The sequence below is a fragment of the Acinetobacter sp. YH12132 genome (assembly GCF_013418645.1).
GTDB classification, from domain to species: domain Bacteria; phylum Pseudomonadota; class Gammaproteobacteria; order Pseudomonadales; family Moraxellaceae; genus Acinetobacter; species Acinetobacter indicus.
In genome coordinates, this window is the sequence record NZ_VPBR01000001.1 from 321156 (window position 1) to 334831 (window position 13676).

General features: G+C 36.3%; 11 protein-coding genes. 7 read left to right on the forward strand and 4 right to left on the reverse strand.

What is annotated here, in order from left to right; all coding sequences use genetic code 11:
• Positions 1-36: 36 nt before the first annotated feature.
• The 7 genes from FTU67_RS01505 to FTU67_RS01535 all read left to right on the forward strand — a co-directional run bounded on the left by FTU67_RS01505 (position 37) and on the right by FTU67_RS01535 (position 10577).
• On the forward strand, positions 37-2736 hold the full coding sequence (locus FTU67_RS01505) for a DNA methyltransferase (RefSeq protein ID WP_180061324.1): 2700 nt from the start codon (positions 37-39) through the stop codon (positions 2734-2736).
• 10 nt (positions 2737-2746) lie between these two features.
• Positions 2747-4678, forward strand: coding sequence for a DEAD/DEAH box helicase (locus tag FTU67_RS01510; RefSeq protein ID WP_180061325.1), 1932 nt, complete (start codon positions 2747-2749; stop codon positions 4676-4678).
• A gap of 3 nt (positions 4679-4681) precedes the next feature.
• Positions 4682-4969 (forward strand): hypothetical protein, encoded by a 288-nt coding sequence (locus tag FTU67_RS01515; RefSeq protein WP_020752787.1) that lies wholly within the window; start codon positions 4682-4684, stop codon positions 4967-4969.
• 4 nt (positions 4970-4973) lie between these two features.
• Positions 4974-5888 (forward strand): GIY-YIG nuclease family protein, encoded by a 915-nt coding sequence (locus tag FTU67_RS01520; protein WP_180061326.1) that lies wholly within the window; start codon positions 4974-4976, stop codon positions 5886-5888.
• Between the two features lie 21 nt (positions 5889-5909).
• On the forward strand, positions 5910-7271 hold the full coding sequence (locus FTU67_RS01525) for an SIR2 family protein (RefSeq protein WP_180061327.1): 1362 nt from the start codon (positions 5910-5912) through the stop codon (positions 7269-7271).
• Complete coding sequence (locus tag FTU67_RS01530) at positions 7268-9343, forward strand: ATP-binding protein (protein WP_180061328.1); 2076 nt, start codon at positions 7268-7270, stop codon at positions 9341-9343. The genes FTU67_RS01525 and FTU67_RS01530 overlap by 4 nt, the downstream gene beginning before the upstream one ends.
• Before the next feature lie 439 nt (positions 9344-9782).
• Positions 9783-10577, forward strand: coding sequence for a hypothetical protein (locus FTU67_RS01535; RefSeq protein WP_168383967.1), 795 nt, complete (start codon positions 9783-9785; stop codon positions 10575-10577).
• 142 nt (positions 10578-10719) lie between these two features.
• Here the strand turns inward: FTU67_RS01535 and FTU67_RS01540 are convergent, their stop codons facing one another.
• The 4 genes from FTU67_RS01540 to FTU67_RS01555 form a co-directional block, all read right to left on the reverse strand.
• Positions 10720-11250, reverse strand: a complete 531-nt coding sequence (locus tag FTU67_RS01540) for a gamma carbonic anhydrase family protein (RefSeq protein ID WP_180061329.1) — start codon at positions 11248-11250, stop codon at positions 10720-10722.
• Positions 11251-11356: 106 nt separating this feature from the next.
• Complete coding sequence (gene dacC, locus FTU67_RS01545; protein ID WP_168406059.1) at positions 11357-12505, reverse strand: D-alanyl-D-alanine carboxypeptidase PBP5/6; 1149 nt, start codon at positions 12503-12505, stop codon at positions 11357-11359.
• Positions 12506-12622: 117 nt separating this feature from the next.
• Positions 12623-13018: an MCR_0457 family protein gene (locus FTU67_RS01550; RefSeq protein WP_168406057.1), complete on the reverse strand. Its 396-nt coding sequence runs from the start codon at positions 13016-13018 to the stop codon at positions 12623-12625.
• Positions 13019-13215: 197 nt separating this feature from the next.
• Complete coding sequence (locus FTU67_RS01555) at positions 13216-13587, reverse strand: MCR_0457 family protein (RefSeq protein WP_168406056.1); 372 nt, start codon at positions 13585-13587, stop codon at positions 13216-13218.
• Positions 13588-13676: the final 89 nt, after the last annotated feature.

Below are 13676 nucleotides of genomic sequence, written 5' to 3' on the forward strand. Positions count from 1 at the left end.
CACTAATTAATAGTTATTAAAAGGTTCTCTGCCCACATGAATATCGTCCAAATAGAAGAAAATATTAAACAGCTCATCCATAGAATTTCTAAAGGCGAGCTACATCAAAAAGAATTTATCTATGAATTGTTGTTGGCTTATGGTTTGCGTAAGTATTCAATAAATAAACTGCGCTCAGGAGATACTAATTTAGCAGAGGATAAAGAGAATACTTTATTTTGGAAGCTGAAGGTTTATTTTAAAATTGCCAAACAGCATGATTTGCATAGTCTTATTGATCAGATGAAAAATGAAAAGCGAACTGAAAGTAATAAGATTCGCTTCTTAATCGTAACTGACTTCACAACTCTATTGGCAGTAGATACCAAAACACAGGATACAATGGATGTTCCTTTTAGTGATTTAGCTAAAAAATTTGATTTCTTCTTACCATGGGCTGGGATGGAGAAAGCCGTATATCAAGGCGAAAACCCTGCGGATGTTAAAGCTGCTGAAAAATTAGCAAAGCTATTTGACGAAATTAAAGCAGATAATTTTGATGAAGATGACTTAAATAATAAAGAGAACTTACATCAACTCAATATTTTCTTATCTCGACTTTTATTTTGTTATTTTGCTGAAGATACTGAGATTTTTAAGGACAAACAGTTTACTTCGGCAATATCGAAGAGCAATGAAGATGGATCAGATTTATCATCTTTAATTGGTCGATTATTTAAAGTGTTAAACCAATCTTCCGAAGATCGCGAAACAGATTTACCTGATTACCTAGCAGATTTTCCGTATGTAAATGGCGGTTTGTTTAAAGATGATATTCAAGTCCCAAAATTCACACGTAAATCACGTAGGATTTTGATTGAGTGTGGTGCAGAGTTAGATTGGTCTGATATTAATCCCGATATTTTTGGTTCAATGTTCCAAGCAGTTGTTCATACAGAACAGCGTAGTACCATGGGTCAACACTACACCTCTGTTCCAAACATCATGAAGGTGATTGAACCTTTATTTTTGAATGATCTATATGAAGAATTAGAGAAAAACCAAGACAGTGTTAATAAGTTATTGAAATTACAGCAACGTTTGGGGCAGCTTAAAATTTTTGATCCTGCTTGTGGTTCAGGTAACTTCCTTATTATTGCGTATAAAGAGCTTCGTAAGTTTGAAATGGAGCTTTTGAAACGTGTTCAAGAACTAGAACTTGAAAAAACAGGTCAATTTTCAAAACCATTTTCAGTGATTCAGGTTTCTCAATTTTATGGGATAGAAATTGATGATTTTGCTCATGAAGTCGCAATTCTGTCTTTATGGTTGACAGAACATCAAATGAATATGGCATTTAGAGATGAGTTTGGTGAAATATTGCCAACTTTACCTTTAAAAGATTCTGGAAATATCTATTGCAATAACTCTTTACTAGTTGATTGGGAAAGTCTGTTTGATAATAGAAACTTAGAAGTATATATCTTAGGAAATCCTCCTTATCTAGGTTCAAAATTACAGACACAATTACAAAAAAAACAATTAAATAAATGTTTTATAAATTCAAATATTAAAACTACAACATTAGATTATATCTATGGCTGGTTCTATAAAGCTTGTAAATTTGTTCATTTCTACAAAAGTTCTCATTTTTCCTTTGTTACAACAAATTCAATTTTCCAAGGCGAGCAAGTTGAGACTATATTTAAATTACTTTTAATGTACAACTTGGAGATTAGATTCGCATATCAATCATTTAAATGGAGAAATAATGCACGCCATAATGCAGGCGTCACTTGTGTAATAGTTGGAATATCATCTCCTGAAAATATTAAAGAAAAAACTATTTATCAAGATGATAAAATATTATCTGTTAAAAATATTAACGCCTATTTAGTAGATAGTGAAAATTTAGTTGTCACTAAGAGAAATACTCCTTTATCTGTTGATTTTCCAAAAATGAACTTCGGTAATATGGCTAATGATGGAGGTGGGCTGATATTAACCAAACAAGAATATGAAGAAATATTAAGTAAATATCCTAGTATTAAATACCTATTACTCAAATTGTTAGGTGCTAGTGAATTTATTAAAGGTACTCCTAGATATTGCCTTTGGATAAATGATGAAGATTTGAATCTTGCCTTATCAATTCCGGAAATTAAAGACCGTATAGAAAGAACAAAGATCCATCGCTTGAGTAGTAAAGATCCTAGTTGTAATAGACTGGCGACAAGATCACATCAATTTCGAGATCTAAACCGAGCAAATCAAAGTCAAATTATTATCCCACGGGTTTCCTCTGAAAATAGAGAGTATATACCTATAGGTATTTTATCCAACGAAATTATTATTTTAGATTCAGCAATGGCTATTTATGATGCAGAGCCTTGGCTATTTAGTATTCTTACATCAAAAATGCATATGGCTTGGGTGAAAGTTGTGGGTGGTAGATTAAAAACTGATTACCGATATTCTGCTTCTGTTATTTATAACAATTTCCCATGCCCTAAATTATCTGAAAGAAAAAAAGAAATATTGACCACTCATGCCTTTAATATTCTTTCAATAAGAGAAAATTATCCAAATAAAACCCTAGCAGAGTTATACAATTTTGATTCCATGCCTTTAGATTTACGAACAGCCCATGAAGAAAATGATAAATATGTAGATTCACTATATACAGCAGTTCCACTAAAAACTGATGAGCAAAGGTTAGAGGGTCTATTTAAACTTTATGAAAAAATGAAAGTATAGAGTATCCATAATGAAAAATATTATAGAAGTAAATTATCAGCAAACAGGTCAAAGCACCTCAATCAATAATATGGGGATGCGAGCTATGCAAGCTCGTGCTTTTGATGCTCGTAATTCTCAGTATCTTCTACTGAAAGCACCTCCAGCTTCAGGTAAATCTCGTGCCTTAATGTTTTTAGGGCTAGATAAGCTACACAACCAAGGGGTAAGCAAAGTTATTGTAGCCGTACCTGAACGCTCTATTGGTGGCTCATTTGCCAGCACTAAGCTGAGCGAAAGTGGCTTTTTTGCAGATTGGGATATTAAACCTGAAAATAATTTATGTACTGCTGGTGGCGATAAAAGCAAAGTAAAAGCCTTTAAACGTTTTATGGAAGGTACAGATCAAATTTTAGTATGTACACATGCCACACTAAGATTTGCTTTTGAACAACTCGATGATCATGTATTTGACAATACATTAGTGGCAATCGATGAATTCCATCATGTTTCAGCAGATGCCGATAATATTCTGGGTACTGTTCTTAAATCTTTAATGGACAATACCACGGCTCATATTGTTGCGATGACGGGTTCATACTTCCGTGGTGATAGTGTTCCTGTACTTACGCCTGAAGACGAAGCAAAGTTTGATAAAGTTTCATTTAACTATTATGAACAACTTAATGGCTATACTTATTTAAAATCTTTAGGCATTGGCTATCACTTCTATAAAGGACGTTACTTTAAAGAAGATGATGAAGGCGTTATTGCAATTGCCGAAGTATTGGATACCGATAAAAAAACTATCATTCATATTCCAAATGTGAATTCAGGTGAATCAACCAAAGATAAATATGATGAAGTGGATGCAATCCTTGAAATCATTGGTGAATTTGTCGCTAAAGATCCTGATACTGGAATTATCACCGTCAAACGTTCAGATGGTAAGATTTTAAAAGTAGCGGACCTCGTTGAAGAAGATGGTCGTGATAAAGTTGTTGAATATCTACGTAACATTAAAACCGTAGATGATCTTGATCTCATCATCGCCCTAGGCATGGCGAAGGAAGGCTTTGACTGGCAATTCTGTGAACATGCTTTAACGATTGGTTATCGTGGCTCTTTGACTGAAATTGTGCAGATTGTGGGACGTTGTACACGAGATAGCTCGAACAAATCACATGCGCAATTTACCAATCTTATTGCTCAACCTGATGCACAAGACACTGAGGTAAAATTTGCAGTAAATAACATGCTGAAAGCCATCACTGCATCTTTATTAATGGAACAAATACTTGCACCAAACTTCAAGTTTAAAACTAAACGTGATGATGAAGATATTGTTCCGCCAGGAACACTCACGATTAAAGGTTTTAAAGAACCAAGCACGGCAAAAACAAAGGCGATTATTGAAAATGATCTTGTGGACCTAAAAGCAGCGATTCTTCAAGATGCTAAGGTGATTGCAGGTTCAGCAGGTAAGGTTGAGCCTGAAGTGGTGAATAAAGTCCTTATCCCTAAGATCATCCAAACCAAATACCCTGACTTAACGAAAGCTGAACTTGAAGAAGTGAGTCAATATTTAGTCGTTGACTCAGTGATTAGCACAGCAGAAGTCAAAGAAGTTGGTGATAAAAAATTTATTCGTATGGCGGATAAATTTATCAATATCGAAGACCTGAATATTGATTTAATTCAATCTGTGAATCCATTCCAAAAAGCTTTTGAAATTCTATCAAAAGAAGTCACCGTCAATGTACTAAAATTGATTAAGGAGGCAATCGAAGCAACTAAAATTACCATGACTCAAGAAGAAGCCATTGAGCTATGGCCTAAGTTAAAAGCCTTCAAAGTTCAGTTTGGTCGTGAGCCTAGTCTAGAATCACACAACTTAATTGAAAAACGATTAGCTGAATGCCTAATTTATATTCGTGAGCAACGTAGACGAGCTGGAGTGTAATACGTGGAAGATTTTAGCTGGCTTCAAGATATGATTGCTGATGATGACTTAGGTCTTTTAAACGTAAAGAAAAAGACGTCTGGTCTAACGGCTGATGAACAATTGGTCTCAAAATTTAATGAAATTAATAATTTTGTGACACAGCATGGGCGTGTACCTGCTAAGGATATGAAAAACATTTCTGAGTTTATGCTTGCGAGCCGTTTAGAAGCAATTCAAACCAATCCAGAGCAATACATGGCTTTAGCAGATTATGATGAGCATAATTTGCTGCCACAACATCAGGATTAAAGATATGTCAGATATTAAATCACTTGAAGATATTTTTAACGATGATGATCTAGGTTTGCTTGATGATGGTAAAGATGGTGACATCTTTAAAATTAAGCATGTGCCTGTCCAACGTGCAGCAGCAGATGAAGTTGCTAAACGTAAACGTTGTAAGGACTTTGATCAGTTTGAGCATTTATTTAAAAATGTTCACAGAGAGCTTCGAGAAGGGAAACGTAAGCTCTTACCCTTTAATGATAAGGGTTATCAACTGGTTGAAGGTAATTACTATGTCTTAAACGGCTTATTAGCTTATTTAGCAGATATTAATTTTACTTCCGAAGCGAAAACAGTTGACGGTAAACGTTTTCGTAAAGATGGTCGAACACGTACTATCTTTGAGAATGGAACTGAATCAACCATGCTGTACCGTTCATTAGCTAAAGCATTATATAAAGATGGACGCATTGTTTCAGAGACCAACGAACAAGAAAACTCTAACTTTTATACTAATTTTGGCGGTATCACTGAAGATGATACATCGACAGGTTATATTTATATTCTGAAATCTAAAAGTACAGATCCACGTATCCAATCATACGATCATCTTTACAAAATTGGTTTCGCCACGACAACTGTTGATAAACGTATTGCGAATGCAAAAAAAGAGCCTACTTATTTGATGGCTGATGTTGAAGTCATTGCTGAGTATCAGGCTTTCAATATTAATCCTCAAAAATTTGAATATTACCTACATGCCTTTTTTGGTGAATCTTGTCTTGATTTATTGGTCGCAGATAAGCAGGGTAAAAATCATCAACCGAAAGAGTGGTTTATTGCACCTTTACAAGTAATTCAGCAAGCCGTTGAATTGCTAGTAAATGGGCAGATTATGAATTATCAATACAATAAGTTTAAGAAAGAGATTGAGTTGAGATAATTAAATTTAAGGGGGATATATATGATTAATATTATAAAAGTTAGGGATGATCACTCACCTATTCAATTTAAACAGGATTCTACTGATTCTGCGAAATATTCTTTATGTGACGTTGTTGAGTGTGCTTGGCTCAATCCTAATGAATCATTTTCTTATAAAGAACTTCGATCAAGAATTGAGCCATGGTTAACGGCTCTATTTCAATCGGAGCATCTTTCTTTGCTTGCGGGTTCTGGTTTAACTCATGCAATTCATTATTTAGCAGCAGATAAAGCTGCTACGGGTATGAATGCTTTAACACTTAATAATTTTAACAATGAAGTAAATCAGGCAGCAAAAAAATCCTCTGAAGCGACTGGTCGTAAAAAGGGTAACTTAGAAGATCAATTACGTGTAGCAAATGAATTGCTTCGTGGGCTAGAAATTTTGAATGATGATAAAGCTATTGCCCTTAAAAAAGAATTAGAAACAGCAATGCAAGACTTTGCTAATTCAATATTGGTTAGTGAAAATAGTATTGCCACAGCAAACTTTGAAAAAAGAGAAAATGCTTTCAATATCTTAGTTACATTTCTAATGAGCTTTGCTAGTCGTACTGGTGTACGAGATAGGTTAAATATTTTTACAACGAACTATGATCGACTTATCGAAGCTGGTTCAGAATTAGCAGGTATTCACTTACTTGATAGATTTTTAGGCAATTTAATGCCTATTTTTAGGTCATCTCGTTTAGATTTAGACATGCACTATAATCCTCCTGGTATCCGTGGAGAACCTCGTTACCTTGAAGGAGTTGTTCGATATACAAAACTTCACGGATCAGTAGATTGGATACAAGTAAATAAAGATATTCGGCGTATTGGTTTGCCATTTGGAGCAAAATCAATAGATCCATTTCTTGAAGTGGCAGGTTATGATGATATGACCCCACATGAATTAATGATTTACCCAAATTCAGCAAAAGATCAAGAAACGGCAAATTATCCTTATGTTGAATTATTCCGTGATCTGGCTGCTGCTATTTGTCGTCCTAATAGCACTCTAGTTACATATGGCTATAGTTTCGGTGATGATCATATCAATAGAGTTATTCGAGATATGTTAACGATCCCATCGACCCATTTGGTCATTATTTCTTATGATGACAATATGGGAAGAATCATGAAATTATATGAGGAGTTGGGACGTAATTCTCAAATTAGTTTACTTATAGGTCCTGCACTAGCAGATCTCACAAACTTAACACAATACTATTTACCTAAAGCCGCAATTGATAAAACCACTTCTCGGATGAGTGAACTTTTAAAACAAAGATTGCCTTCAAATCAAGAATCCATTATTTCAGAAAATTTAGATAAAATTAATGGAGGTATTACATTATGAGTATTTCTCCATTAGCTTATGCTGATTCACTAAGGATAGGGACTGTGGATTTTGTTTCACCAAGTGAAATCAAAGTTCTACTTGATATTGAAGCCCCAGAAGGCACTGCATTAAACACAGGCACACCAAGAGCATTTCCCAAAGTTAATGGATATGTTCTTATAGCTAGTGATTGTGGATATTTAGTTGGTCAAATTGAATGGATAACGATAGAACGCTCACAATACCCAAAAAGAAAAGGAATGCAAGATTTTGGTTTAGTTGATTTACCATATCCTTTGCGGAAAATGAGCTTAAATCCTTTGGGTTGTTTGATTTACGACAAAGAAGAAAATGATAGGATTTATTATAAATTTCAAAGAGGTGTAGAAAGCTACCCCACAGTGGGAACACCTGTTATTTTACCAACTCAACATCAATTACAAGATATAGTTGAATCTGGTGATAATCGAAGAGTTTGTATAGGTACCAGTCCATTGGCAAATGGTGCAAAAGTGATGATTGATCCAGATCGTCTTTTTGGTCGTCATTTAGCAGTATTAGGTAATACTGGAAGTGGTAAATCTTGTTCCGTAGCTGGTTTGATTCGCTGGTCACTTGATGCAGCAGAAAAAGTTAGACATAGTCAGCCAAATGCCCGATTTATCATATTGGATCCTAATGGCGAGTATTCAGAAACTTTTAAAGACAAAGAAAACGTTCGAATCTTTTCTGTAGAACCCAAAGATGAGGACATACAGCAACTTCAAGTTCCTTTATGGCTTTGGAATAGTTCTGAATGGGTTTCTTTTACTCAGGCAAGTCCTAAAACTCAACGTCCTACATTAATTCAGGCTTTACGTTCGGTTCGGGAAGGTGTTTTTAATATTGAGCAATCTGCCCATCAAGAAATGAAACAATATTTAAGAACACTCATTAGCATTACCCAAATCGAGATTAACTCAGGTTCACCTTGGGGAAACTTTCCCAAACCCAAGAATTTTTTTGAAAAGCTAAAAAAATGGAAAATTGGATTTACTGATCAAGATGTATTTGATGGTAATCAACAAGCTTGTTTAACAGAAATTATAGAAAAGATAACCCACTTTGAACAAGCACGTTCAGCTCAATATGCACAATTTGACTTTGATAGAACTGAGATTAGTGACTTCTTACAATTACTAAAAACTGCCTATACCTCATTTGGTGGTAGTGCAATGGATGCATTGCCCATAGATGCTGATATTCCAAGACCATTTTCTGGTGAAAATTTATTAAAAAGTATTGAAGGAAATGCTGAATTGCTAGGTGTCTCAGAATATATTGATACTATGCAAATGAGAATTAAGACTCTTCTCTCAGATACTCGAATGAAAGTTTTAACAAGTCAGATTGACGGTGCAGAAAAAATCTCTTTGGATGGCTGGCTTTCTAATTATATCGGGAATAACAATGCTTCAAATGGAACAGTTACAGTTATCGACCTTTCATTAGTTCCAGCAGAAATTGCACATATCATTGCAGCCACTATAGCTCGAATGACATTGGAATCGTTACAAAGATATCGTCGAATGAATCATGGGCAAGTACTTCCTACAGTATTAGTTATGGAGGAGGCTCATACTTTTGTGAAACGGTATAAGGATGATACCGAATATCACAATTCATCATCTATATGTTGTCAAGTTTTTGAAAAAATAGCTCGTGAAGGTAGAAAGTTTGGATTAGGTATGATGCTATCGTCACAAAGACCTAGTGAACTGTCACCGACTGTTCTTTCTCAGTGTAATAGTTTCTTACTTCATCGGATTAGCAATGAGCGGGATCAAGAACTGATACAAAAATTGGTGCCTGATAATCTCCGCGGATTATTGAGAGATTTACCCTCGTTACCTTCTAGAAATGCAATACTACTTGGTTGGGCTTCGGAATTACCCGTATTGGTTCAAATGAATCATCTTTCAACTGAACATAGACCAAGATCAGATGATCCTGATTACTGGAATGTATGGACTGGACAAGATCAGCATGGGCATCCAGTTGCTCGTGAAGTAAATTGGAAAGAGATAGCTGATGATTGGCAGCAGGTTTAGATTCTTGTTGTCCAAGTAAAATAAGAACAGGTGTCCAACTTAAAGTAAGAATACCTGTTCATTTAAATAAGAATATGCAACTAAGGAATGACTCTTCTAGTTTGGTAAAAGCTGGAGCAGTTTTTAGCCACTCTTGTACGTATATGCTCACAGCAATTCCGGTCCTTTTCGCCTATACGACCTGGCTTCAATTTCCTATGATGAAGACATGGAGAACAGGAAGTTCCAGAGAAGAATAACAAGAGATAGGCACAAGGAAAGTAAGGTATGACAGGAGTTATACCGAGCGAACCAATACGAAAAACCCCGGCAGGATGCCGGGGTTTTTTATTATTTAAATGATTTGGGGGAATTAGTACTATGTTAATTTTAGCTTTGCTAAAAGCTAAGTCATTAACTGTTTTTAAATTATATATTTTATAAATATTAAGAGTTTGTAATGAATTATTTTCAAAAAGGAATGGTGCTAATGGCTATGGTGCTTTTAGGAGGTTGTATGCCAAAAGAAAAAGTACATATCCCGAAAGAAGGAGAGATTGTGACATGGAAATTTACAGATCAGCTCATCATCAAAGCTGAGCTTGGACAAAGACGAAAACATATACCTGACACACATTGTACGAAGTGTGAGCGAGAGTTTTATCGACCGCACCTTGAGCATTATCTTGGTCAATTCCCTATTGACTATCAACCTAAAAAGTATCCATCGTTGAGCGAGTCGGAAGCAAAAGAAACGCCTTGGACAATGATAGATATGGGGGGAGGCCTTGAATTTAATTTGATATTAAATGGTTCAACTGTACAGGCAACGGACAACAGTATTCATGGGAATTATACTTTAGATCATTATGATCAAGTCAAAGTATTTGTAAGTACATTAGGAGGCTCTACAGAAAGGAATACAAAGCAATTTTTTGATTCAGAAATAATGAAAAACTTAAATATTGACTCAAAGCAAACTCAAAATGGTGTGGATTGTTATCAGTTTAATAATGGTTCAAAAGGAAAAATGTGTTTCGGGCATTCAATGAATGCTTTGAGTTCAGGGTTTCAGTTTTATGTCTCACCAGACCATAATTTTCAATTATTCGTGCGCTCTCAAGAGTTTATTCTTGGAGGAGTAAAAGTTAATTGGATTGTAGATCAAAAGCATTTTGATAACGTTCAAGAGATTGACGCAAATATATGGCGACTTCTAATGGCTTGGAATATATCACCAGTAGACCAAAAATAGTTTTATAAAAAATATATTTATTTATCAAAAGCTTAGTAAATAATTAAATATATTTTTTTCAGAATTCCTTTCAAATGCTGGACTCTTTTAAATAAATTCTTAGCTTTTATTTAACATAAAATCTCTTATGCGAAATCCAATTTTACTTATAATTCCCCGAAACCTTTACATAATTCTGCGCTGAATACGGAAAAAACGCTTTTTCTTTATCGGTTAGCGGACGTACTTTTTTAACAGGACTACCCATATACAAATAGCCACTTTCCAAAACTTTGTTTGGTGGAACAAGTGAGCCTGCACCAATCATCACATCATCTTCAACAACAACGTCATCCAAAATAATCGTGCCAATACCCACCAAAACGCGGTTCCCAATAGTACAACCATGCAACTTCACATGATGACCAATCGTCACATCTTCACCAATAATCAAAGGTGAACCATTTGGCTTGTCGGCTTTTTTATGGCTGACATGCAGCATGGCATGATCCTGTACATTCGAGTTGTTGCCAATACGAATAGAATTAACATCCCCGCGAATTACGGCAAACGGCCAAACCGAGACATTTTCGCCTAATACCACATCACCAATGACCACACCCATCGGGTCGATATAACAGGAATCATCAATCTGTGGATGGGTATCTAAATAAGGACGAATGTTCTGACTCATAGTGATCTGCTCGTAAAAGTGGAATGATCAAGACAATAGTATAAAAGAAAAAGCACCCATTCGCTGAATGAGTGCCTTCACTTAAGTCTAAAGTCGTGCTTTAAACTTAGAACAGGTTGCTAAAGAACTGCTTGATATGGTCAATGAGGCGCGAGAAGAAGCCAGCTTCTTCAACTGCGTTTAAAGCCACCAGTGGTTTTTCAGCAATTACTTTACCATCTAAGCTTGCGACATATTTACCAATGACCTGGCCTTTTTGTAGCGGCGCAGTCAATTTCGGCTGAACCACCAATTGCGTTTTAATTTCATTGGCTTTGCCTTTAGGCATGGTCACATTAAAGTTTTCAGCCAGACCAATTTGTACTTCATCCGACTGACCAAACCAGACTTTAGATTTGGCCAGGACCTGATTTGCAGGCTGTACATTTTTGGTTTCAAAGTTGGCATAACCCCAAGCCAGCAATTCACGTGTTTGTGTCGCACGTTCCTGCATGGTTGGCGCACCAAAAATCACAGAAATCAGACGCGTTGGGCCACGTTTTGCAGAAGTCGTTAAACAGTAGCCGGCTTCATTGGTATGACCGGTTTTTAAACCATCAACACTTGGGTCTGTATAGAGCAGGGCATTACGGTTGCCTTGACGGATGCCATTAAAGGTAAATTCTTTTTCTGAATAAATCGGATAATATTTAGAACTGTCTTTAATGATGTGCTGGGCCAAGGTTGCCATATCTTTGGCTGTTGAATAATGGCCGTCTGCTGGCATACCGGTCGAGTTAATAAACTGGGTATTGGTCATGCCAATTTTTTTGGCTTCTTCGTTCATCATGTGTGCGAAGGTGCCTTCATTGCCGGCAATGTGTTCCGCCATGGCTTTAGAGGCATCATTACCCGACTGAACAATAATTCCACGCAGCATTTCAAGTACAGTTGCAGTGCCATTCAGCGGAACATACATACATGATTCCGCGCTACTGCCGCGACACCATGCAGATTCGTTCATACGAACTTTTTCATCTTCCGTGAGTTCGCCCTTCAATAGTTTTTGTTCAATGATGAAACTGGTCATCATTTTGGTCATTGACGCCGGGGCAAGTTTTTCATTTTCATTTTTCGATGCAAGAATTTGCCCTGTTTCATAATCCATTAAAACATAAGATTTATTGTTGAGTTCTGGTGGATTGGATAAAACAGTTGCTGCATAAGAAAAGCTTGGTAGGAGGAGTAAGGCAGCAAGGGCGCTTTTTCGAGTCATTCTAGGTGTTCCAATACTTGATATATGCACAAAAGAGACTAGCATTTTAGGATAAAGCAAAGCCGACTTCTATGGGAGAAATCGGCTTATCGGAAAAAGTATTGTAACCAAATAGTTTTATTTGCTGTACGCGGTCAATTCCTGGCAAATGGCCTTATTTTTCTGGCTTCCCGCTTTTTTGGCATCGGCCTGTGCTTCAACCAGCATCGGCTTAAAACTTTTTTGCTTGCTTAGGGCTTGTAAAGCTGCAACCGGATCTTTTTCTGCCGGCATATATTCTTTGGCCAGTTTGGCATAGCCCTGATTAAATTTAGTCTGGTCTTTGTCCTGAATTAACGCTGGGCACACTTCAGATAATACATAAATGGCTGCCAGTTCCTGCTGGGTGACTTTTTGAAGTGGTGTGACTTCAATATTTTCATTCTGTGCCACTGCGGTTTGCCCCAAACCCAAAGTAATGGCGATACCAGCCAGAAGTTGCAAAGATTTCGTTTTTAATTGGGAAGTGTACATAAAAAAATAGACCTAAAACTTAAAAATACCACATGCCCATAAGCTTAATGATTTTTGACAGAATGAAAAGAAAAGAAGTGTATCTGAGCAGGCTGACACACAACCAAAATTAAAAAGCCAAATCAGAAATGCAATAAAAAAGAGCAATCAACCTATGCTGATTACTCTTGATGTGAAGATGGTGCGTCAGTACAAACCTAAAGTTCGATTACAGCAGCATCCTGACAAACAGTTTTCTGTTCATCTGCCGTGGTTTCTTTAGCAGCATCACGTGCTTCAATCAGAATATTCTTATATTCAGCATCAGCCTGCAGTGCGCTGTAGCTTAAAGTCTGACCTTTTAAGTCTGCCAGGTAAGTTTCAATTAAAGCCTGAATATTGCTATCCAGTTTGGCGTTTTTGCCAATAATGGCCGGACAAACCTCAGCCATCACCTGAGCGGCAGCAATGTCTTCTTTCACAATGGTATTGGCTTCTTCTACCGTCAAGCCTTCAGCATTGACCGCTTGAGAGAGAATTACCGCAAAACCAAGCCCCAGTAAACGACGTACAGATAAGCGACGAATCATGTTATACACACTTTTTATTGATGGAAGTTCGACACTAAATATATATACTTCTCATTATATTTCAATGAAATGTGCTGACCGGTCATTTA

Bases quoted from the DNA above. Each gene is read 5' to 3' on its own strand.
- FTU67_RS01505 (WP_180061324.1), top strand. From the start codon at position 37: ATGAATATCGTCCAAATAGAAGAAAATATTAAACAGCTCATCCATAGA.
- FTU67_RS01510 (WP_180061325.1), top strand. From the start codon at position 2,747: ATGAAAAATATTATAGAAGTAAATTATCAGCAAACAGGTCAAAGCACC.
- FTU67_RS01520 (WP_180061326.1), top strand. From the start codon at position 4,974: ATGTCAGATATTAAATCACTTGAAGATATTTTTAACGATGATGATCTA.
- FTU67_RS01525 (WP_180061327.1), top strand. From the start codon at position 5,910: ATGATTAATATTATAAAAGTTAGGGATGATCACTCACCTATTCAATTT.
- FTU67_RS01530 (WP_180061328.1), top strand. From the start codon at position 7,268: ATGAGTATTTCTCCATTAGCTTATGCTGATTCACTAAGGATAGGGACT.
- FTU67_RS01535 (WP_168383967.1), top strand. From the start codon at position 9,783: ATGAATTATTTTCAAAAAGGAATGGTGCTAATGGCTATGGTGCTTTTA.
- FTU67_RS01540 (WP_180061329.1), bottom strand. From the start codon at position 11,250: ATGAGTCAGAACATTCGTCCTTATTTAGATACCCATCCACAGATTGAT.
- dacC (WP_168406059.1), bottom strand. From the start codon at position 12,505: ATGACTCGAAAAAGCGCCCTTGCTGCCTTACTCCTCCTACCAAGCTTT.
- FTU67_RS01550 (WP_168406057.1), bottom strand. From the start codon at position 13,018: ATGTACACTTCCCAATTAAAAACGAAATCTTTGCAACTTCTGGCTGGT.
- FTU67_RS01555 (WP_168406056.1), bottom strand. From the start codon at position 13,587: ATGATTCGTCGCTTATCTGTACGTCGTTTACTGGGGCTTGGTTTTGCG.